Raw genomic sequence first — 20,857 nt, 5'->3', positions numbered from 1 at the left:
CCGAAACCTGGGAAGTCACAGATAATCGAGCGTGTTCGCCGTGGGCACACCGCGCGCGGATCCGATCTCATCCGAACGGATGACTCCCCCTCCCCCACCCGAGGGGAGGGCCGCCGGCGGAATCATCCGCCGGACCGGCGCCGGTGTCATCGGGGGACAATAGTGTGGCGTCATGACATCCAGGAAGGGGCACCACCGATGATCGAAGCCCATGCGCTGACGAAACGCTACGGGGCCAAGCTCGCCGTCGACGACATCTCGTTCACGGTCCGATCCGGTCGGGTGACCGGGTTCCTCGGCCCGAACGGCGCCGGCAAGTCCACCACGATGCGCATGATCGTCGGACTCGACCGGCCCACGGCGGGCACCGTCACCGTGGCCGGGCAGCCGTATGCGCGGCTGCGCTCCCCGCTGACCGAGGTCGGGGCCCTCCTCGAGGCCAAGGCGATCCACCCCGGCGCCACGGCCCGCAACCACCTGCGCGGGCTCGCCGCCACACACCGGATCCCGCGGCGCCGAGTCGACGAGGTGATCGACATGACCGGCCTGGCCGGCGTCGCCGGCAAGCGCGTGGGCGGATTCTCGCTCGGCATGGGGCAGCGCCTCGGCATCGCGGCGGCGCTGCTCGGCGATCCCCACACCCTCATCCTCGACGAACCGGTCAACGGGCTCGACCCCGAGGGCGTCAAGTGGGTGCGCACGATGGTGCGCTACCTCGCCTCCGAGGGCCGCACCGTGTTCCTCTCCTCCCACCTCATGAGCGAGATGGCGATCACCGCCGACGATCTCATCGTCATCGGCCGCGGGCGCATCCTCACCTCCGGCACGGTCCAGGACGTCATCGCCAGCAGCACCGGATCGAGCGTCGCGGTCGAGACGCCGCAGGCCGGCGACCTCGCCCGACTCCTCCAGTCGGACACCTCGACCGTCACCTCGACCGGCCCCTCCCGCCTGACCGTCAGCGGCCTCGAGGCCGCCCACATCGGCGAGATCGCCGCCGCCCACGGGGTCGTGCTGCACCAGCTCACCACCCAGTCCGCCTCCCTCGAGGAGGCCTTCATGTCACTCACCGCCGACTCCGTCGAGTACCGATCCGACGCCCAGGCGGGCGCCGGGTCACCGACGGGACGGGTGAGCCACAGCGGCACGCAGGAGGCACGCTCATGACCGCCCACACGGCTCAGGCCGCATCCCCCACCCGCCACTCCTCCCCGCTCGCCGGCGTCCGGCTCTCCTTCGTGGGCACGCTGCGTTCGGAATGGATCAAGTTCTTCGCCGTGCGCTCGACCGGCTGGATGCTCGTGGTCACGCTCGTGACCATGGTCGGCTTCTCCGCGATGATGGCGGCCGGAATGCGCATGGCCGCCGGTGCCGGCGCGGGCACGGACGCCTCGGTGCAGATGACGGGCGACCCGGCCATGGCCGGACTCGACGTGGGCATCATGTCGGTCACGTTCTCCTACGGCGTCGCGCAGATCGTCATCGCCGTGCTCGGCGCGCTCGCGATGACCGGTGAGTTCTCCACCGGCCGGATCCGCTCGACGTTCGCCGCGGTCCCCCGACGCGGCCAGGTGCTCCTCGCGAAGATGATCGTCGTCGCTCTGACCGCCTTCGTCACCTCAGTCGTGGCCGTCGCCGCGTGTTTCGGCGTCGTGACGGCGATCCTGGCCCCCGTGGACCTGGCACCCAGCCTCTCCGCGGACGGGGCGCTGCGCTCGCTCGTCGGAGTCCCGCTGTACCTCACCGCGATCACGCTCTTCGCGCTGGCCATCGGCACGCTCCTGCGCAGCACGCCCGGCAGCATCGCCGCGGTCCTGGGGATCATCCTCGTGCTGCCGATCGTCAGCATGATCCCCTTCGACTGGGTTCAGACCGCGGCCCAGTTCCTGCCGGCGGCGGCGGGCGAGCGGCTCTTCACCGGTGGCCTCATGGACGCCACGCTCGGGCCGTGGCAAGGATTCGGGGTGCTGTGCGCATGGGTCGTGGTGCTGATGGCGGCCGGGGCGATGACGCTGCGGCGCCGGGACGCCTGATCCACACCGAGAGGAGCCGGCCCGCGGGCACGAACGCCTGGGGCCGGCTCCTCGCCCGGCACCCGGCGCTCGCGGACGTCCTCGTCGTTGCGACGTTCATCGCCTCGACGCTGCTGAGCACGGCGCTCGGGCCGGTCGAGTCACCGCTCTTCTGGTGCGGGGTGGCCCTGACCGGCGTCCTGCTCACGGGCCGGTACCGGTGGCCGGCGCCGACCGGCCTCGCGCGCCGATTCGGCGCCGCGGCCGCCCCGCCCGCACTGACCCTCGCCGGGATCCTCACGCTGACGTCGGTCTCCGCCGCCGTGACCGGGCGCACGGACGGCTACGAGGTCGCACTCGGCTTCGCCGTGTTCGCCCTGACCCGCACGAGCACCGCCGCGCGAGCCGATCAGGCCCTCGTTGCGGTCAACCTGCTCACCTCGGGTGCCATCCTCGCCTGGGGTGCGACGCCGGCTCTCGCCGACCACCCGTTCGAACCGGATCTGCGCGTGCTCAGCAGCGCGGCCGTGCTGCTGAGCACCCTGATCGCGGTCGCCGCCGCGACGACCCGGGATCAGGCCGAGACCGTCGCCGCCTTCGTCGAGGCCCATGCCCACCGACGCGGGCCGGTCCGCAGACTCTTCCATCACCGCCCCCGGATGCTCGATCTCCTGGTGGTGCTGTGCTTCCAGGTCGGCGCCGGCTCGGGTACCCCGCTCATGCCCGACGGGGACCGGCTGTGGTGGCTCATGGCGGCCGTGTCGATCGCGCTCTTCCTCCGTCGCGGCGCCCCGCTCGTGGCCTTCGCGCTCACGATCGTGGCGACCCTCGCCGCCACGGCCATGACCGGCACCACGGCCGGTCTCGAGCTCGCCGTGGCCATCGCGATCTACGCGGTGACGACCACGAGCGCGCCCGTCGTCGCCTGGTCCGCCGTCGCGGCGGCGAACGTGCTCGCCATCGCGGGCCTGTGGGCATGGGGGAACCCGCGCCTCGACGAGATGGTCACCACGGGCGCCGACACCGGCCTCGAGTTCGACATGCGTATCGGCACCGGCATCGGGATGGCGATCGTGACGTTCGCGGCGATCGCCATCGGAACCACGGTGCGCAATCGCCGAGATCACCTGCAGCGACTCCTCGACCGGGCCAATCAGCTCGCCCTCGAACGAGAGCAGCTGGACCAGCTGGCCGTCGTGGCCGAACGCGCCCGGATCGCCCGCGAGATGCACGACGTGGTGGCCCATTCCGTGCAGGTGATGATCGCGCTGTCCGACGGCGCCCGGGCCCTGGTCGCCTCGCAGCCGGATCGGGCCGCTCACGCCCTCGACGAACTCTCCGGGGTGGGGCGCGGCGCCCTGAACGACATGCGTCGGGTGCTCGGGGTACTCCGCCAGGACGGCACGGTGCCCGACCTGGAACCGCAGCCGCAGGAATTGGATCTCGAGCAACTCGTCGGTCGTTTCCGCGCAGCCGGACTACCGGTCGCCTACACGATGGCCGGCGCCTCCTTGCCCGCGGACGCCGCCCTGCATTTGACCCTGTACCGGATCGTGCAGGAGGCCCTGACCAATGTCCTGCGCTACGCGCCGCACACCTCCCAGATCAGCGTGACCGTGCGCACCGCGGTCGGACGCGACGGTGTCGAGGTGATCGTGATCAACGCCCCCGACGCCTCCGTGCCGCGCCTCGCCCGAGGCGAGGCCGCGCTGCCGGGGCACGCCGCGTCGTCCTCGATCGGTGCCGGGCTGGGTGCCGGACGAGGGCTCATCGGGATGCGCGAGCGCGTGGCCGCCTACGGCGGGACCGTGAGCGCGGGCCCGCACCGCGGCGGCTGGCGGGTGCACGCTACGCTCGACCTGGGTTACGAGGAGGAATATGCCGATCACGGTACTGCTGGCTGATGACCAGGCCCTGCTGCGGATGGGCTTTCGGATGGTGCTCGAGGCCGAGGAGGACCTCGTGGTCGTCGGCGAGGCCGCGGACGGCGCGTCCGCGGTCGGCATGGCCGAGGCGCTGCGACCGGATGTCGTGCTCATGGACGTGCGCATGCCCGGCACGAACGGGATCGAGGCCACCGCCCGGATCGCCGCGAGCCGGCCCGCGACCCGGGTACTCATCCTCACGACCTTCGACCTCGACGAGTACGCCTTCGCGGGGCTGCGCGCCGGCGCCAGCGGGTTCCTGCTCAAGGACACCCCTCCCGTGGACCTGGTCAACGCGATCCACACGGTGCATGCGGGCGATGCGGTCGTCTCGGGGCGGATCACCCGGCGTCTGCTCGAGCTGTTCGCGGCCCGGCTCCCGGAGCCGGAGGCCGCTGGAGCAGTCGACGCCGGGTGTGTGGGCGATCTCACCGAACGTGAGCACGAGGTGCTCCTGGCGCTCTCCCGGGGTCGGTCGAATGCCGAGATCGCCGCGGATTTGTACGTCTCCGAGGCGACTGTGAAGACCCATGTGGGTAAAGTGCTCTCGAAACTTGGTTTGCGCGATCGGGTTCAGGCTGTCATTTTTGCCTATGAGAACGGAATCGTGCACCCTGCCTGAACGGAGACCGAAGACAGCATGACCGAGGACGTCCGCCACGGACCCGTGGGCGTACGCGACACCGCGGCCGAGGATGCCGAGTTCCTGATCGACATGCTCCTCGAAGAGGTGAACTGGGGCCTGCCCGAGCCGATCAGCCGCCGGCAGCTCCTGCGCGATCGCGTGCTGTCGCAGTATGTCGCCGGCTGGCAGCGGGAGGGTGACCTGGGCGTCGTCGCCGTCGACACCGGCGGCCCGAACGGCCTGCAGATCCCGGTCGGGGCCGCGTGGCTGCGCCGCTTCACCGCGCAGTCGCCCGGGCAGGCCTTCATCGCCACGACCGTTCCCGAACTGAGCCTGGGGGTGATCCCCGCCCACCGCGGCCGGGGCATCGAGATGGGGCTCGTGCACACCCTCATCGGCCGCGCGCGCGATGCAGGGATCACCCGGATCGCGGCCTTCGTGGCCGCGGGGCACCCGTCGCGGGAGTTCTACGACGCGGCCGGATTCACCCAGGTGCGCGACGAGGACGGCGGCCACGTGCTCGTGCTCGACCTGTTGGGGGACGCGCTCGCCTGATCCGCGTCGCTCCCGGGCAGCATCGGCTCTTCCCGGGGCCGGCCGAGCGCGCGGCCCGTCCACAGGTGGGCGGGGATGCAGCGCCGTCCACAGGACGTGCCCACGCGGCTGCACGCGCGCCCGCGTTCTGGTCGACTCGGTTCCATGACCGGTTCCGTTCCCCGTCCCCCCGATCCGCATCGGCGCGGCCCGCTGCCGCTCGGGGGCGTGCCGAACCCGGGGCCGGCGCCACCGATACCCGCCGCGGAGCTGCCGCCGCCGCAGCGACCCACCGCGACCGGCGGCCGGGCCCTCGGTGGGCGGGTGCTCGGGGGCGTCGTGCTGGCCGTGAGCCTCGGCTGGCTCGTGATCGTCGGCGGGATCGGCCTGCTCGCGACGATCGGCGTGCCGTTCTGCGGAGTCCGGGACGTCTGCCTGGTCCCGCCGTACGCGTGGTGGCTGATCGCCACGCTGCTCACGGCGGCGGCGGGCGCGATCGTCTGCCTCGTCGGCCTCATCGCCCGCCGGCCCACGCTGCCGTTGTGGGCGTGCGGCGGCGCGCTGCTGACGCTCGCCAGCCGCGCCTGTTTCGCCATGCTCTTCCCGTAGCCGCGAGCGCTCACGCCGTGGGGAAGTACACGACCGTGGGTATGAGTGGTCCGGTGGTCACGGTGAAGCGCGCGATCGGGGTGCCCGCCTCGTTGATCACGTAGACGGTGTCGGCGTTGCCCTGGTGTGCCTGTGGCAGGGTGAGGATCTGGTAGTCCCCGGCCGCGCCGAGGAGGGAGCGCAGCACGTCGATCGCGGTGGGGTTCGCATTCGCGTCGTCCGAGATCCGGCGGATCGCCTCGAGATCGCGGGTGCCGGCCAGGTCGAGGAAGCGCTGCACCGCCCCCCGGGCGGTCGTGAGGTCGACCCCGTTGTCGAGGGCGAGCGTGGCGGTCCCGGTCACCGCCTCGACCTCGCTCACTCGCTCCTGCCAGGCCACGGCGTAGACGGCCTGCGACTCGGTGATCGGACCCGATTCGCGCCGGACCTCCTGGCGCACGGTGACGAGGTGGACGTCCACTCCCCCGCTCTCGAACGGCCGGTCCTCGACCGCCTCGATCGCGACCGACTCGACCCGCCCGAGCGGACTGGCCTGCGCCGCCTCCCGCTGCATCTCGAATCCCGAGGCGATGGCGAAGTCTCGAGCCTGCCGACCGAGGTCGAGTTCCTCGGCGAGCTCCTCGGCGGCGACCTGCACGGTGGCGCCCGGGGAGATCACCTGCGTGGGCGCCTCCCCACGGGTGGTGAAGTGATTGTGCAGCTCGCTCAGAACGGTCACGAGCACGTGTTCAGGGCGCTTCCCCTCCGCCCCCACGGACTGCTGCGGCTCGAGTGGCGCCGTCGCGGGCCCGGCACACCCGGCGAGCAGCGCGAGCACGGCGATTCCGGCCGCAGTCCTCACCCGCATCGCGCTCTCCCCTCGAACTCGCCGCCGTGGTCTGTGTGCTCACCGTATCGGAGCCGGCGATCGATCGCCCTATGCGGACCGCTCGCCCGCGCCTCCCGTGAAGGACCGGGGGCCGCGATCCACCGTCGGGATCGATCTCCTTGTGGCGAGGATCGCAATCGCCGGGGCAATCCAGCCCGCCAGCGGAATGAGCGACAGGAGCAGCACCAGCACCGACCAGGCCGCCCCGCGTGACCACCGCACGAGGAGAGTGCCGAGGAGCACGCCGCAGGGCCACAGGATCATGCCGGCCGCTTCCACACCGGACAGTGCCATGAGTACCGCCATTCCCCGTGAGGTCGACGGGCACCCTCACCGGTGCCCGGTTGATCAGGACCCTAGCAGCGTGCGCGCCGAGATCGACCCGCTCGATGGCGGTGAGGATCGCCCGCATGGTCGCCGCCCCGCCGGCGGCGGTGGGCACCGGTCCGCGGTCATCGGTCCGCTGCGATGCCCGCGTGCACGCACAAGGTGACGTAGGCGCCGGCCACATCACCAGCCTCGTCGGCCACGGCATGGACCGTCGCCGCGGCCTCGGCGAACTGCTCAGCCTTGGAGAGCCTGCCGCGACGAAGGTTGTCGTCCGCGGGTCTGGTGCGAGGAGTCACTATCGGCCCGCCCGCCTCAGTTGCCGGTGGAGCCATCGGCGCTCACCGACCAGGACGATGGCATCGGCGGCAACCGAAGTCAGGATCCGGTCTCCGCCGGCAGCGCCGTCTCGCACCTCGCCCTCCGTCATCTCCATGAGGCGGGCATCGTTTCCGGTCCACCTGGTCACGTCGGACGCGAAATCGGTCGACCAGTCGGCCCAATCGTCGCGGTCTACTCGACCGTCGAGAACGAGAAAGATGTCGATGTCGCTGTCGCTGGACATCTCACCGCGTGCGGCAGAGCCGAACATCGCCGCCCACAGGGGTGGGTGCGGGGCGCCCCGAAGGCCCTGACGCAGCCGTTCGATGAACTCCCGGCGCAGGTTCGCGATCGCGATGACATGCTCGGCGGCGAGGTGGTCACGATTGAGTCGGAAGGCGTAGCCAGAGCCGACCCGGGTGGACTCGACGAGGCCCTGGACGGCGAGACGGTCGAGCGACCTGCGCACCCCGGAGCGAGACCACTCGCCAGCAGCAAGACGCACCACATCGCCAGAGGTGAAGCTGGACTGCGCCCCGGCGAGCACGGTCAGGACATCGCCATCCACAGTCGGCGTGATGATGCCGAATGGATGCTGCAACTGCATGTGCGCCTCCCTCCGCCTTACACAATAGGAGGCACGGCGTGACTATTGTGAAACTCGCCGGCTCGAAACGGCAGCCGGAGGTCGCGCCGGATCTGCTGGAACACCCGCGCCTCCATCACCGCAGTGAGTCGACCGGGACGCCGATTGCCGACGACTCATCGACCTCACCGTGAGCGTTCGCGCAGGCCGGCGGACGGCGATCGTGCACGTCGTGCGACGGTATTCGAGGCAGGTGCACCTTACCGAGCATCTGGACCGGATCGACCTCGCTGATCAGGGCAAGGGTCCCGTCCGACCCGTTCCAGTACCGCGGGGCCGAATCAGCGACCGTTTGGACGACGAACGGTGTGGCGAGATCGTCAGTGCCTACCTTGGCGGCACCACGGTGGCAGCGCTTGCTCGCCAGTTCGAGATCAGTGACTACTCGGTGCGACGCATCCTGATCGGGGCAGGAGTCAAGCGGCCGGCTCGGGGGCTCTCCGACAGGTGCATTGCTCAGGCCAAGTCACTCCGAGCGGCTGGAATGTCGTTTGCTGAAGTCGGTCAGCAGCTGGGCATCGCCGAGTCCACAGTTCACCTGATGATGGCGGGCAGTACGCCATCCACCAAGCGAGAAACCTCCTGAACTCCGCTGCAACGATGATCGAGCAAGTGCGGGTCACCCTCGTGTCACACGAGGTCACTGGCGCCTACTCGCCGTTCGCGAGCTGGATGAACCACGCGTCGACACGTTCGCCTGACTTTCCATCTCGGTGCCAGTCATCTCCCGAACGAGTCAGGTCGTAGACACGACTCTCCACTTCCTCTATGGAGATGGTTGCAGGCAGCTGCTGCCCTGATTCTTGAGCGGCATTGCGCTCTACTCCGATGCCTGCCTTCGCTGCGTCAATCAAGACTCCAATGAGATGATACACCCCGTCCGTGGACTTCAGCTTCTCGCTCGGCACCAACAGTCGCCACTTCCAGAAGGCAACGAGTACTCGGTGCTCGGCGGCCGCGAACTCCTCTTCTGATGTCGGACACGGCGTGAACCTCCGGAGGTCGGTGATTAGCTCCGCCCACGCACCCCGGCGCCTATCCTCAAGGGTTTGCTCCGACTGTCTACGAAACTGCTCGTCGAACCTTGCCCGCTCATCTGTGACCTGCTCCCGGAGAAGCTCCACCTGACTCTCCGCCGCCTTTGCCTCTCTGCGACCGTTCAGAGCCGCCCATATTGCACCGCAGACAGCGACCAGGGACACGACGAAACTGGCAATAGTCATAGCCTCGAGGCTACAGGTGGCCCACGAGTCCGGGGCATCGGACGGAAGAACGGTGGGAGCGAGATCGAGGCGACGACGTCCCCCATAAATGGGCAGAATCCCGGCCGTGACAGGGCCCGCCTTCCCATTCTCGTCCCGGACCGGTACCTTCCCCCGCTCTGGAAGTACAGGAAACGAAGGAGACGGATCATGGAGAACGAAGAGAATCGGGGGTGGTGCCCGGCGTGGTGCGTCGCTCAGCACAGCGATGAGGACCAGTTGGCGGACCGGTGGCACCGCAGCCGGATAGTGACGCTGCCGATGGTTGAGCGTGGTCACCTGAGCAGCGACAACAGCCTGGCGATGGTCGAGATGATGGTCGTGCTGGAGCAGCACGTCCTAGCCTCGGGCTTTCACGGTGGTGTGTGCTTGAGTCCGTGTCGTGAACGTGAAAGGTGCTCCTGACCTGCGAGAATACGGATTGTCGAGATCACGTAGTCGTCAGTCCAAGGAGCACCTTCCAGGTGAACAACGTTACCCGGTTCTACCCGCGTACTCACGTCGACACGGCCGCCTCCGGGGCCGTCGGTCAAGCCGGTGGGGTCCTGCTGACCGAGACCGTCGCGGTGACCGGCCTCGGGGCCGAGCTCTCGGCGGCGCTGTCCCCGTGGCGTAAGCGGTTGGCGGTCCACGACCCGGCGAAGGTCCTGACCGATCTCGCGCTCACCCTCGCCGTTGGTGGGGATCACCTCTGCGATATCGCGTTGCTGCGCGCCGAGCCCGGGATATACGGATCGGTGGCCTCCGATGCGACCGTGTCACGGACCATCGACTCCCTCGCCGCTGATGCCCCGGCCGCGTTGAAGGCGATCAACACCGCCCGCGCCGCGGCCCGTAAGCGGGCGTGGGCGCTGGCCGGTAAGGCTGCTCCCGATGCCGGCACGTCCGCGAAGGCGCCGTTGATCATCGATCTGGATGCGACCCTGGTCGCCTCCCACAGCGAGAAGGAATCAGCCGCGCCGACGTATAAACGCGGGTACGGCTTCCACCCGTTATGCGCGTTCGCCGACCATGGCGCAGACGGGACCGGGGAACCGTTGGCGATCGGGCTACGACCGGGTAACGCCGGCTCGAATACCGCCGCCGACCACATCGAGGTGATCAAGGCGGCCCTGGCCCAGTTGCCCGGGCACAAGCCCGGCACCCGGCCGGGCCGACGGGTCCTGATCCGTACCGATGGGGCCGGGGCCAGCCACGCCCTGCTCGACTTCCTCACCCGCCAGCGACTGTCGTACTCGGTCGGTTTCGCGTTGCCGCACCACACCCCGGAGTTGTTGGAGAAGATCCCCGAGCACGTGTGGACCCCGGCCTATGACGCCCACGACCAGGTCCGGGACGGGGCCTGGGTCGCCGAGCTGACCGATCTGCTCGACCTGAGCGGCTGGCCCAAGGGAATGCGGGTCATCGCCCGCAAGGAACGTCCTCACCCCGGCGCGCAACTACGCATCACCGATATCGACGGCCACCGCATCACCGCGTTCGCGACCAACACCAAGCCGGGTGGGCCCGGTACTCAGCTGCCCGACCTCGAACTACGTCACCGGCGTCGTGCCCGCTGCGAGGACCGGATCCGGATCGCCAAGGACACCGGGCTGCGCGCCCTGCCACTGCACGACTTCACCCAGAACCAGATCTGGTGCGCCATCGTGATGCTGGCCGCCGAGATGACCGCGTGGATGCAGATGCTCGCCCTACACGGCCACACCGCCAGCCGCTGGGAACCCAAAAACCTACGGCTACGCCTCTTCACCATCCCGGCGACCCTGGCCAGGACCGGCCGCCGGGCCCTGCTCCACCTCGCCGAACACGCGCCCTGGACCCACCTCGCCGCACTCGCCATCACGCGGCTACGCCGCCTCGCCGCCCCCGGCTGACCAGCCACGACCCCGTCCCCACGACCACCAGCACGACCCTCGGCCCATGGAACCGGCGCCCACCGGAGCGAGACCCCGGGACCTTGTCGTACCCAGATGCCAGAATCAGCCCACAGCAACGACGCCGACCCCACCATCACGCCACACAGCCCCACCATGAAAGATCGAGGCTAGACGATGAGCCGTGGGTAACCTTCGGGCCCGGCGAAGACGTAGCCAGATGCTTCACGGTGAGTCGGGAGAGTGCGGGGCGCATGGCGCATGTGATACTCACAACGCTGACTGAGATCGTCTAAGCAATTGCTCACGGGCTCCTAGCGCCCGACGCCTGCAAGCAGCAGTTTAGCCTTCATTCCGGATCCGCTACCAAGGTCCAAAACAGTGCTGCGGGCAGCACAACACCGGAAGTTGGTGCACTACAGAATTGATTTCTTCACAACAAGCGGCCACTCGCGCCTGTGCTCAACATAGAAGGGCTCGAGATTCCTTCGGGCTCCGCCTGAGCCGCCGACCTGGCCATTGTTGAGCACGGCAGAGTCGAGACGCTGCCACTGCGCCTCGCTGAGGGAGGCCACTTGTACGAGTCCTTTTGTGATCGAAATTGACTCGATGTAGCTCCTCGATGCGTCAAGTGCTGACAGCTGGCCATCGATCAAGGCCTGGGCGAACTCTTCCTTCGCCGAAAGCCACTGAAACAGCTTGGTTGCTACCTGCTCGGCATCTTCCGGGAAGACCTGCGGATACTGCTTGCGTCCGACAAAGCCAGCTGGGTCGGCGCCGAGGCGTACCAAGTAAATTGGAGTGCTCGCTCCTTGTGCCCAACCGATCTCTTGCTGGCACCAAGCGCTCTCATTGACCTCTTTATGGAGGAGCACGACAAAGACGTCCATCGTCTTGAGGCCAACCTGGATCTGGTCTTGCCAGTCATGATCAAAGGACATGGAGTCGTGCGCAACGAACCCATCAATTCCCATCGGGGCGAGGGCTTGAGCGACCTTGGAGGCGAACTTCTTGTGCTTGGCTGAATGTGAGAGAAACATCCGAACCATGCCATTCCGCCAGATTGGCGTGGCATCCAGCGCGAACTCCGCAGTGGCTCGCGGACTGAGTTCAGCAGGAGGAGTACCCACCACCACCCTGTACATGGAAGTGAGGGCCGTGTCGTTAAGATCGGCGATAGCATCCCCAAGCTCACGGTAATCGTTGAAGTCGCCAGAGAGTTGTGGGCAGCCGTACTCCCTGAGTAGCAGGTTGATCTCGCGGGATGACCACCGCAGGCTGTCGCTATCGATCGCGTCCAGTAACCCGCGCTTGATGGTGAAGCGCTGCTAAGGTGTCAATGCCATACCTAGACCATACTACTTTCTTCTCAGCGAGATGTTGGAAGCGCCGGTGCGCCGGTACGGCTTCACCATGTCTTCCAGCGGGGTCGGGCGCAATCGAGTGGCACGTCGCGATACGGCAGGTAAACACCGCCCGACCGGGCTCGAGCCGCTGGCCGACAACATCCCGACCGAGGTCATCTAGCTGAGCGAATGTACTCGGGTCAGGGCAATCGAGGGTAGCGTCAGAACTACCATCATCGGAGGACCTCGAGCTCTACCCACCAAACGGCTCGCCTACAACCTCTACATGCTCCACTGCAAAGAGCTGCTAATATGGTCCCGCATCCGGTGCGTCAGCAGCTCGTGGAGGCTCAAATATCATGGAAGCAGCATTCGCAGTTGCCCTAGGTGCCGCATTAGCCATCATCAGCAGTTACGTACTCAATAGGCAGTCTTCACGCCTGGAGTTTCGACGCAGCGCAGCAGACCGCTTAGTCGAGAGCCTTGTGGCCACCATACGAGCACTCGCGCGGTACCGTCGCGCCGAACTGGCACGCACGCATCAGCGGGACGACGCCAGGAGCCTAGCTGCCCGCACAGCCAGGCTCGAATGTCAAGAGTGTATTGCGGTCGTCGGCATCCTACTCGGCCGCGAAGACACATCGGAACATCTCAACAACTTCGTCCATCAGATTCGTCAAGTCAGTGAGCAGGACGACCCCATCGAGTCCATCGCGATGGCCGACAGCATCATGGACGATGCCATTCGATACCTCATGACACTCCGCGCCGAGATCTCCTAGCAAATACTCAAGGTGCACTAGCTCCGCCTCTGCAGCCCCTAGCGAACGGTATGCGTCCGCCATCCCCTCCAAATATGTCGACTGCGACGCGCAATTCTCACCGACAGCGGATTTTGATATAGAAGCATTCTGCCCGCTGACCACTTATCATATCGCCTGGTTGAGGGCCACACGATCGCCTCGTTCACGATTCCGGGTGTAAGGAGCCCTATGTCCTTTGCGTATGCCTCCGCGCGAATAAAAAAGTCGGCATCCTCAGACATCATCAGCGACTCATCGTATCCACCGACAGCCTCAAACACCGACCGGCGGACAAGTTGCGCGACCCCCTGCGCCGGACCTCCCCGGCTTCGGTGCCAATCGTATATGGAGCAAAGTATCCATGAACTCAACTTGCGAGGGAGATAGATTGCACGGAGACCACAGACTCCGAGCACACAGTCGTCTATTAGCGACGATACGCTCGTAAGGCTCCATTCTGCGATGATCACGTCGGCATCAAGAAAAAGCAAATAGTCAGAGTCCCCATATCTACCACCGATATTCCTTGCGCCGGCGATGGTCCCACCCGAGTCTTCCAACACTACATCGGCACCGCTAGCAGTAGCAACTTCAGAGGTCCTGTCCGTACTGGAACTATCGACTACAATGACGGTCGTTGAGATGCCCGCCAGAGAGATACTGCGCCGTATGGCTGCGAGGGTAAGAGGAAGATGGGCTTGCTCATTGTAAGCAGGGATAATTATTGTAAGGGTACTCATGTTAAAATCGGACACCTCAGTTATAGACCGTCTAACGATCGTCGCCACCGAACCATCTCTGCAGCGTTTCCAGTTGCGATACCCCTCCTGTCCAGTGAATAGAAACGCCACCTGCGCTTTCGAAAGCGGCACAGTTCGCGGCGTTGTCGTCAATTAGTGCGGCGCTGGTAAAGTCTAAGCCGTGAGCATAAAGCCAAGGACCAAAGAATTCGGTTGGCGACTCACCCTTGAGCACGCCAACATCCGACGACGAAATTAAATCAGAAAACATTTCAGAAATATCTTTGCGAAACCATATCGAAGTCGCAGCTACGTCCATATTGTCTGTTGCGATAACAAGTTCGGCAGAGTTGCGCACTGACGACAGGTAGCTCATGAGTCCGCCGTCCAGCCTAAACTTCCGGCAGTCTTCGGCAAGTCTCCGTACGAGGTAGTCGGACTTGGCGCGGCGGTCAAGAAATTCTTCTAAGCGTTCGGGTCGGACGACTTCGGCAGAAGAGATGTCACCCCGCATCCAGCTTTCCAGCAGTCGATGATCCGCGAATATGCGAGAGCGAATCGACAGGACTGCGCTACGATATGGGTGTCGTTCATTCTCTAGTATAGAGAACCAGAACGGATCGGGGGAAAGGACGCCATGCCAATCAACGAACACGACACGATCCGATAATATTGGCTGAAATGACCGAGCGCGACTCGCACTAGTCTTGACCATCTAGCACCTCCGTTACTTCATCCGGAATGATATCACAAACGGCAGAGGACTCCAAACGGATCACGGATCTCGCGCGCACATGATCCGAGTCAAAGTACTCTGATATTGCCTCGAGGTAACCCTCGGATATGAAGGGCAAGCAGGTGATATCATCACCACGGAGCCTCCAGCGAGAAAATAGGAGATTTCGGGAGCCCTCTAAGAATATTGTATAGTTTGGAATAAGGTGAGTTGAGGCATCGACCAGCTCAGCAACCGTTCTAAAACATCCATAATTGTAAAGTCGGTCGAGTGCATAGGCGTGTGACAAAAGGGTATCGACTGATCGGTCAAGGAGAACATGCCTAGTCGCAGTCAATTTGACCGTGGCCACGCGTGAAGATTCCGCCTCGAGGAAACGGCTAGCTGCTGCGGCTTGAGCCCTGCTGCTGCCCGTATCGAATGGTGGGATATCGTGCCATTGCAGCATCTCGACATAGTCGGGAAAATATAGTATCCCGGGCCTGCTATTCAGTAGGCGTGCCGAGAGAGTCGTCTTACCTGCAAGGGGGCTTCCTTCAAGCGCGACTACGATCTGCTTCAAGTTATCCACGACCGATCGCGTCTAGAAGCCCCGACGTGCTTAAGGGCTCGTAAGGTCTCGTAAGCATTTCAAGGTTGTCCGCTCGCTGCTCAACGTTAACTAGCAGCCATTCGCTATCAGAGGAACTAAGTGTCGAAGTCCTTTCCGACCATTCTCTGAGGCTACTCGGGATCTCAGATTGACGGATGTACTCAGGAATACCACCAACGGGAGCACCAATTGCAACGCAACCTCGGGAGATCGCTTCGGGAATCACGCGCGGTGACGCATCCTCTACTACCGATGGCACGATGACTAGGCGTGCGGCGTCGTACATCATGTCAAGTGACGGCATTTGTGTCACATAAGTGACATTGTCTGGGTAGCGCCTTTCGTTATCACGAACATGCCACCACCCCTCGACGAAGGTGAAGGGAATATCTGAGAGCACGTCAGCTACTGCTAAGGCAGTGGCTAGTCCCTTTTGCGCGATCGGATTGACAAACAGGACGCCTTTCCGCTCGGCGAGCGGTGAGGGATTTGTGGCAACTCGATCGATCGGCGGTCGGAAGAGAATTGACGAGACATCATTCCGCAACCGTGATTGAACAAAGCGAGATGGGGCATAAAGCCATTTGGCATTCAAATTGCCCGATAGGAGCCCTGTTGGCGACACGGAATGAATGTAGGTCGCGACAGAGGCGCGCTTACGATGTGCAGCGTATGCGATCTCGGGACACCCCTCCTGGGATGTCCATACGATATCTCCATGAGAAATGCTACGGTCGAAGACGTCCAGTATATCCGATTGTGGAACTGCTATGCAGTTCACCCCCTTCCAATTGTATTCGAGCCGTCCGTCTCTACAATTGGTGGATACGTCTGACCACTGCAATGCGTCTGAAAACGTAAAAGAACTCTGACGCTCAGTAATCCACGGCAGCTCATAGGAGCCAATGAATTGCACTGCTAGGCCTTGCGCTGCAATGAACTGTGCTATGTTTGCTTCGGTGCGCTCTGCGCCGCCGAGTAGTCCAGGTGGTGGGTACCTGCGCCAGCAGAATGTAATCATCTAACCTTGCACCATTCGCTTGAAAGCGTAGTCTGACCGTATGCTATAGTGGGGCCCGGGCTCAAATCGAAACCTGTTTCAATCAGAATGCTGCGCCCTCTCTCGGTCACGAACAGTCGCTCTGCAAAGCTCGCCTTCAAATGCGCTTCTCGGGCACAGGTCCATGCATATCTAAGGGGACGCCATACGTCGACGCTTTGGCTCTTGTATGCATGAAGAATGGCGCGCTTATGCTCAACGGTTGCATCAATTGCGACGTGGACTATGCGTTTATTCGAGAGCCACTCTCGCCTTCGCATGGTGAAGTCGAGCCGATCGTCGGTCGACATCCCGTATATTCCCCAAAATGCGACATCTTCCCAAAAGATGTCGGCACCCATAATTTCGGCGAGCTCTGATGTGGCGAGGTGATCAATGCTGCGGCCAACTGCTGCTGGCCCAAGGATAATGCTTCGGGCAGGCGTTGGAATATCCGGCCATCGTTCAGGGCGTCCAGATCGCTCAGGAAGATCAAGGTCGTACCGACTGACACTTAGCATAGTATCTAATATGGCATCCTCCGTCCGGCGTTCTCTTGTTTGATGAGAAGCCGAGTGTGTGGTGACTAAAGTCATGTTGCCAGCAACGGCGGAAATCATTCCCGACGCGGACAGGGAAAGGTCGTCATAATGGCTTTGAAGTGCTAGCACTGAGGTTCTGAGCATTTTTGTTTGCATATGCCCCATTATCTGTTCAGTGCCCGCCCAGGCTTGGAAGGCCCGAAGATTGGTGATTGGGGAATCGTGAGGTAGAGCGTTCATTTCTGATGCTGACCATTCTTGGCTTCATCGTGTGCTAGGCGGTGCCAATTCGCTGGCAGGTGAGCCACATTGAGAGATGTCAGACATGCTTCTATTACCCTGGTCGTGCTGGACGACCTCACCGATACGCGAAGCCGGCCCGGATATCGTTGAAGTGGGTAGAGTGGCGTTGGCCGCCTCCATATCGTGCTCTCGCCGCGATTCCGTTGCCCCAACAGCACGCTGTGCTGATTCACGTCTTCGTAGGTAAGGCTGAGGTATTGGGCAGTCCACCGCCCGGACCAGCCCGGCAGGTCGGGCCAGTAGGGATGAGCCGTGGTGTAGTCGTAGTCGAGCAATGTTTCCTCGCGCAGGTCGAAGCGGCGCTGCCAGTGGCTGGGAACAGGCTCATCGTAGGCAGACGCAAGCTGGGTGCTGTGCTCGTAGTACCGAGCGGCTCTGCTCGCCATGCAGCGAGTGTAGGGCATCGGGGGTGCGCGTGAGGCCCAATTGAGTGCTGCTGTTTTCCTGCTTGTACTTTGGAGTTCGCGGCGCGGCTTGGGTGTCATTGGCCTGTCGTTCGCGTCTTGATGCCCTCGGATCGAGGCGGATGGACTTGGGCCCGAAGCCATCTCACGTGATGTGATCGGTTGGCGCTATGACCTCGATCAGCACAATCGTCCGGTAGGTGGTGAGTCGCGTCTGGTAGGGCCAGTTCATCGGAGTGCGTGCTGCGTAGCTGATGCTTCGCATCGGGGCGTCTCGCCCTTCCATTGAGAGGCCGAGCAGGCGGGGTTCGTCTTGGGAGCGTCCTGTATGTTCACTCTTTGGGATCTCGATCTCTAGGTGGTAGCGCCGCATCGTGTGCGTGTCGGTACTGACGATGAGGGTCTCGAGCACCTCGAGGTCGACCTTTGCTTCTCTCTCAGTTGGTTCGTCCCGGTCGTCGTAGTGCCACACGCGGACGAGCGGCGCCTTGGATGGTAGACCGGTCGTGGTCAATTGCTCGATGGTGAGGATGAGAGCCCTGTCTGTGCCGCCGACCTCGATGTTGATCAACTCTTGGCCGAGCCGTCCTTGTACCTCGGCCATGTAGGTCAGTTCATCGGCCATCGTTCTAAGTCCGGCGTCGCTCCAGCGCCTAGCGGTGCGCTGGTCGCGCAATTCACCGTCCTGGGGCAGTGCTGAGACGGCGTACTCCAGGCGGTCGAGCACTGTCTCGGCGGGGGCCACGATCGAGATGGCTGCGGCCGCCTCGTCGCGCCCGGCGGATGTCTGGTAGCGCCGTAGTTCACGTTCGAACATCAGGAAGGCGTCGAGCAGGTCCCCGCCGCCGCAGATTCGGCGTAGTACCGGGTACTGGTTGAACTTCTGGACTGTCAGGCGGCCGTGGGCGCCGCGAAGTGCGACAAGTTCACGGTGCACCTCGCGGCGGAGCGCGACCGGGTCACCGGTGTCATCGAGCAGCGTTCCTTCCATCGATCCATCGTGCCCTGCCCGAAGCTCTCAAGGGTGAGTTGCACTTTTCTGTCACGACGTAGTGGGCAGCCCGCGCCAACCTGGTGTCACCGCGCTGGGGCAGACCCAGGCGGAGGACGAAAGGAGATCTCAGATGTCGAACGAACTGCAGCGTTGGGCCGAGCAGCGGCCGGCGCTGGTGCCGTCACGAGCGGAGCGCGAGCACGCCCGCGCGGTCGGTCGGGTGCTGCACGCAACTCGCCTGACTGGCCTGCAAGTCGATGCCGAGGCGGCTATCGCGGGCCGGATCATGGAACGCGCGGTCGATCTGGACGCCTACCGCCGCCAGCTCGCCAATGGTGATCCGGTGCTGGATGCGGTGTTGGCCCGGATCGAAGTCGGATTCGTCGACAAGGCGATTCGGGTGCAGCGCAACTTTGGATCGGGGTTCGGGCTGTGACCGGCTTCGTGGTCGGCGTACTACTTACCGGGCTGGTCGCCCTGGTGTGGCGATACGGCCCACGGCTGCTCGAGGCACTTCACGAATTCCGGCTGGCGACCTTGCGCGGCATGGCCGATGACGAGATCGGTGAGCTGCACCGGCAGGCCCGGCTGCGGATGCAGCGGGTGGCCGGCCAGTCATGGCGCGGGCCATTCGAACCGTGAGACGACGGCGCGCTGACACAAATTGCAGACCTGGCGAAAGGAGACGGCTGTGGTGGTGGATGAATCGGTGAATGCGGAGGCGTTCACGGTGGAGGTGGGGTTGGCCCGGCTGCTGCTGGGCAACTTCATCGATGTGAGGGCTCGCGATCTTGAGCGGCAGTTGGGGTTCGGGATGGCGGCGGTTGAGGCGGCTCCGTCGACCTATCAGCAGCTGCGTGGTGCGGTTGAGCGTAGTCAGGACACGGGTGCAGCTTTGCCGGTCTCCTCGCTGTTCTGTGCGGACTCGATCTATCTGTCGCCGGTGGTCAATCAGAGGTTCCGGTTTTGGCATGACGTCTCGCATGTGCAGCGGGGGTTGTCGTTTGAGTTGCCGGATGAGATGGAGCTGGCGCTGTGGCATCTGGACGAGCTGGTCGCTGCTGGCTTCGAGCCGGACAGCATGGCCTACCGGATGTTCGAGGCCGACCTGGTTGGCCAGCTGCTGCTGATGGGGCTGATCGGGCGGTTTCCGCTGCGGCAGTGGGACTTCGTGCTCGACGCGCTGCGGTTCGGGCTACACGCCGCCCTGCTGGAGGAGGTCCGGCGTGTACCCGCCACGGCGCCAGGCCCGGTTTCGGCGTGAGCAGCGACCTGAGCAGACTCAGCCGCCAGTTCTTCATTGCCTGCCTGTTCATCCTGCTCGGGTCGCTGGCGCTGGTAGCGGCGCTGGAGGTGCTGCGCTCAATCTGGGTACCTCTGGCCATCGGGATGGTCGTGATTGGCGGAGCCTGGCTCTTTGTCCGCTGGCGGAGACGGTACTGAGCAGCACCAGAACGGCTGCACATCTTGCGGTGAATTGTCAGATGGTGACTTGTTCCGGTCGCTGTTGTGGAATACGCCTAAGCCATTGACCGTCCAGACGCTTGGACGCATAGTGGGGCACAGATTCGTCCATTCTGTTGGACGAATGCATATCAGGTAGTTAGAACTCCTCACCGGAGCCAGGAAGGAGGGTGTATTCGTCATGCCCAGAAATAGTAGACCCAGAGATAATCGGCAGTCGCAGAAGTCGTGGGAGCAACGTGAACGACGCCGCGCCAGTGGTAAGGCTCGTCTGAGTCGTCAGCGCCGCTTGAGTGTGCGCGGTGAACTGCGTGACCGGCCAGACGTCAACAAGATCGCCCGCGCCGTTATCGCGATGGCGCTGGCTCAGGCCGAAGCCGACGCCAAGGCCGAAGCCAACGGGAGCCAACGCGCTTCCGAGCCCGGTGAGGCGAATACTGGCGGTACGGGAGAGTCGTCATGAACCGGTCGATGGCCTGGCGCCGACTGTCGCTACCGGCACCGATTGAATCTGACCAAGTCCGGGCGGTGCTAATCGGCCTGGCATCACTGCCGGGTCACCCACTTATCGTGTTGGAGGCAGTCGGCGACGCCGGAAGTATCAGGTGGCGGCTCGGTGTCCCGCCGCTGCATATGGCGGCTGCGCGGCGGGTATTGGCCACGCACCTGCCCGGACTGCGCGTCGAGGCCCAGACGAGCACCGAAGACGGTGCGCATACGGATGAGCCGCTGACGGCGGCTTCGCTGCGACTGCCCGGAAGCCGCTGGCTGCCACTTGGATCATCCGATCCGGCGGCGACTGTCAAGGGACAGTGGGACATCCCTGTGGGCGGACATGTGGGTTCCCTGCTGACGGACAGTTCATCTCCCTGCCTGCGGTCAGTTGATCTC

24 protein-coding genes are annotated in these 20,857 nt (G+C 64.3%); 15 read left to right on the top strand and 9 right to left on the bottom strand.

Annotated features, from left to right (window positions below; translation table 11 throughout):
- The first annotated feature begins 198 nt into the window (after nucleotides 1–198).
- The 6 genes from GCE65_RS03740 (at nucleotide 199) to GCE65_RS03715 (ending at nucleotide 5,705) form a co-directional block, all read left to right on the top strand.
- Nucleotides 199–1,167, top strand: coding sequence for an ABC transporter ATP-binding protein (locus tag GCE65_RS03740; RefSeq protein WP_153877431.1), 969 nt, complete (start codon nucleotides 199–201; stop codon nucleotides 1,165–1,167).
- Nucleotides 1,164–2,033, top strand: a complete 870-nt coding sequence (locus GCE65_RS03735; protein ID WP_153877430.1) for an ABC transporter permease subunit — start codon at nucleotides 1,164–1,166, stop codon at nucleotides 2,031–2,033. Before GCE65_RS03740 ends, GCE65_RS03735 begins: the two co-directional genes overlap by 4 nt.
- On the top strand, nucleotides 1,976–3,916 hold the full coding sequence (locus GCE65_RS03730; protein WP_228760180.1) for a sensor histidine kinase: 1,941 nt from the start codon (nucleotides 1,976–1,978) through the stop codon (nucleotides 3,914–3,916). Before GCE65_RS03735 ends, GCE65_RS03730 begins: the two co-directional genes overlap by 58 nt.
- Complete coding sequence (locus GCE65_RS03725; protein ID WP_152817501.1) at nucleotides 3,891–4,559, top strand: response regulator transcription factor; 669 nt, start codon at nucleotides 3,891–3,893, stop codon at nucleotides 4,557–4,559. Before GCE65_RS03730 ends, GCE65_RS03725 begins: the two co-directional genes overlap by 26 nt.
- An 18-nt stretch (nucleotides 4,560–4,577) precedes the next feature.
- The gene (locus GCE65_RS03720; protein ID WP_152817500.1) at nucleotides 4,578–5,117 is read left to right on the top strand and encodes a GNAT family N-acetyltransferase; all 540 of its coding nucleotides are present in this window, start codon (nucleotides 4,578–4,580) and stop codon (nucleotides 5,115–5,117) included.
- 144 nt (nucleotides 5,118–5,261) lie between these two features.
- A complete protein-coding gene (locus tag GCE65_RS03715; protein WP_152817499.1) occupies nucleotides 5,262–5,705 on the top strand; it encodes a hypothetical protein in 444 nt (147 codons plus the stop codon).
- 10 nt (nucleotides 5,706–5,715) lie between these two features.
- Here the strand turns inward: GCE65_RS03715 and GCE65_RS03710 are convergent, their stop codons facing one another.
- From GCE65_RS03710 to GCE65_RS03700, 3 genes are all read right to left on the bottom strand, one after another.
- The gene (locus tag GCE65_RS03710) at nucleotides 5,716–6,552 is read right to left on the bottom strand and encodes a hypothetical protein (protein ID WP_153877428.1); all 837 of its coding nucleotides are present in this window, start codon (nucleotides 6,550–6,552) and stop codon (nucleotides 5,716–5,718) included.
- Between the two features lie 69 nt (nucleotides 6,553–6,621).
- Nucleotides 6,622–6,867 carry a hypothetical protein gene (locus tag GCE65_RS03705; protein WP_153877427.1) on the bottom strand — a complete coding sequence of 82 codons (246 nt, stop codon included), beginning with the start codon at nucleotides 6,865–6,867 and terminating at the stop codon, nucleotides 6,622–6,624.
- A gap of 331 nt (nucleotides 6,868–7,198) precedes the next feature.
- Nucleotides 7,199–7,828, bottom strand: coding sequence for a nucleotidyltransferase domain-containing protein (locus GCE65_RS03700; RefSeq protein WP_153877426.1), 630 nt, complete (start codon nucleotides 7,826–7,828; stop codon nucleotides 7,199–7,201).
- Nucleotides 7,829–7,997: 169 nt separating this feature from the next.
- On the opposite strand from GCE65_RS03700, the gene GCE65_RS03695 reads away from it, so the two are divergent.
- The gene (locus GCE65_RS03695) at nucleotides 7,998–8,453 is read left to right on the top strand and encodes a hypothetical protein (RefSeq protein ID WP_153877425.1); all 456 of its coding nucleotides are present in this window, start codon (nucleotides 7,998–8,000) and stop codon (nucleotides 8,451–8,453) included.
- A 64-nt stretch (nucleotides 8,454–8,517) separates the two neighbouring features.
- On the opposite strand, the gene GCE65_RS03690 is transcribed toward GCE65_RS03695, so the two are convergent.
- Nucleotides 8,518–9,090 carry a hypothetical protein gene (locus GCE65_RS03690; RefSeq protein ID WP_153877424.1) on the bottom strand — a complete coding sequence of 191 codons (573 nt, stop codon included), beginning with the start codon at nucleotides 9,088–9,090 and terminating at the stop codon, nucleotides 8,518–8,520.
- Between the two features lie 189 nt (nucleotides 9,091–9,279).
- Here GCE65_RS03690 and GCE65_RS03685 point away from each other — a divergent pair, with 189 nt between their 5' ends.
- Together GCE65_RS03685 and GCE65_RS03680 are read left to right on the top strand one after the other, a co-directional pair.
- Complete coding sequence (locus GCE65_RS03685; RefSeq protein WP_153877423.1) at nucleotides 9,280–9,534, top strand: hypothetical protein; 255 nt, start codon at nucleotides 9,280–9,282, stop codon at nucleotides 9,532–9,534.
- A gap of 59 nt (nucleotides 9,535–9,593) precedes the next feature.
- On the top strand, nucleotides 9,594–11,003 hold the full coding sequence (locus tag GCE65_RS03680) for an IS1380 family transposase (protein ID WP_153877422.1): 1,410 nt from the start codon (nucleotides 9,594–9,596) through the stop codon (nucleotides 11,001–11,003).
- Between the two features lie 416 nt (nucleotides 11,004–11,419).
- Here the strand turns inward: GCE65_RS03680 and GCE65_RS03675 are convergent, their stop codons facing one another.
- A complete protein-coding gene (locus tag GCE65_RS03675; protein ID WP_194928819.1) occupies nucleotides 11,420–12,139 on the bottom strand; it encodes a toll/interleukin-1 receptor domain-containing protein in 720 nt (239 codons plus the stop codon).
- A 241-nt stretch (nucleotides 12,140–12,380) separates the two neighbouring features.
- Between GCE65_RS03675 and GCE65_RS03670 the strand changes: the two genes are divergently transcribed.
- Both GCE65_RS03670 and GCE65_RS03665 read left to right on the top strand, forming a co-directional pair.
- Nucleotides 12,381–12,530: a hypothetical protein gene (locus tag GCE65_RS03670; RefSeq protein ID WP_153877420.1), complete on the top strand. Its 150-nt coding sequence runs from the start codon at nucleotides 12,381–12,383 to the stop codon at nucleotides 12,528–12,530.
- Nucleotides 12,531–12,708: 178 nt separating this feature from the next.
- Nucleotides 12,709–13,131 (top strand): hypothetical protein, encoded by a 423-nt coding sequence (locus tag GCE65_RS03665; protein WP_153877419.1) that lies wholly within the window; start codon nucleotides 12,709–12,711, stop codon nucleotides 13,129–13,131.
- Nucleotides 13,132–13,169: 38 nt separating this feature from the next.
- On the opposite strand, the gene GCE65_RS17000 is transcribed toward GCE65_RS03665, so the two are convergent.
- From GCE65_RS17000 to GCE65_RS03645, 4 genes are all read right to left on the bottom strand, one after another.
- Nucleotides 13,170–13,892 (bottom strand): glycosyltransferase family 2 protein, encoded by a 723-nt coding sequence (locus GCE65_RS17000; protein ID WP_153877418.1) that lies wholly within the window; start codon nucleotides 13,890–13,892, stop codon nucleotides 13,170–13,172.
- A gap of 31 nt (nucleotides 13,893–13,923) precedes the next feature.
- A complete protein-coding gene (locus GCE65_RS03655; RefSeq protein WP_153877417.1) occupies nucleotides 13,924–14,547 on the bottom strand; it encodes a hypothetical protein in 624 nt (207 codons plus the stop codon).
- A 1,690-nt stretch (nucleotides 14,548–16,237) separates the two neighbouring features.
- The gene (locus GCE65_RS03650) at nucleotides 16,238–16,957 is read right to left on the bottom strand and encodes a hypothetical protein (protein WP_153877416.1); all 720 of its coding nucleotides are present in this window, start codon (nucleotides 16,955–16,957) and stop codon (nucleotides 16,238–16,240) included.
- Between the two features lie 696 nt (nucleotides 16,958–17,653).
- Nucleotides 17,654–18,499, bottom strand: coding sequence for a hypothetical protein (locus GCE65_RS03645; protein WP_153877415.1), 846 nt, complete (start codon nucleotides 18,497–18,499; stop codon nucleotides 17,654–17,656).
- A gap of 133 nt (nucleotides 18,500–18,632) precedes the next feature.
- Between GCE65_RS03645 and GCE65_RS03640 the strand changes: the two genes are divergently transcribed.
- From GCE65_RS03640 to GCE65_RS03625, 4 genes are read left to right on the top strand one after another with little or no spacing between them, the layout of a single operon-like run.
- Nucleotides 18,633–18,938: a hypothetical protein gene (locus GCE65_RS03640; protein WP_153877414.1), complete on the top strand. Its 306-nt coding sequence runs from the start codon at nucleotides 18,633–18,635 to the stop codon at nucleotides 18,936–18,938.
- Complete coding sequence (locus GCE65_RS03635) at nucleotides 18,935–19,144, top strand: hypothetical protein (protein ID WP_153877413.1); 210 nt, start codon at nucleotides 18,935–18,937, stop codon at nucleotides 19,142–19,144. The genes GCE65_RS03640 and GCE65_RS03635 overlap by 4 nt, the downstream gene beginning before the upstream one ends.
- A gap of 49 nt (nucleotides 19,145–19,193) precedes the next feature.
- Complete coding sequence (locus tag GCE65_RS03630; RefSeq protein WP_153877412.1) at nucleotides 19,194–19,766, top strand: hypothetical protein; 573 nt, start codon at nucleotides 19,194–19,196, stop codon at nucleotides 19,764–19,766.
- Complete coding sequence (locus GCE65_RS03625; RefSeq protein ID WP_153877411.1) at nucleotides 19,763–19,945, top strand: hypothetical protein; 183 nt, start codon at nucleotides 19,763–19,765, stop codon at nucleotides 19,943–19,945. The genes GCE65_RS03630 and GCE65_RS03625 overlap by 4 nt, the downstream gene beginning before the upstream one ends.
- Nucleotides 19,946–20,857 lie beyond the last annotated feature (912 nt).

Origin of the sequence: Pseudactinotalea sp. HY158 (assembly GCF_009660225.1) — a bacterium.
In the GTDB taxonomy this organism is placed as follows: Bacteria; Actinomycetota; Actinomycetes; order Actinomycetales; family Beutenbergiaceae; genus HY158.
The sequence above is the reverse complement of the archived record's forward strand: the minus strand, read 5'-3'. Positions and strand labels throughout refer to the sequence as shown.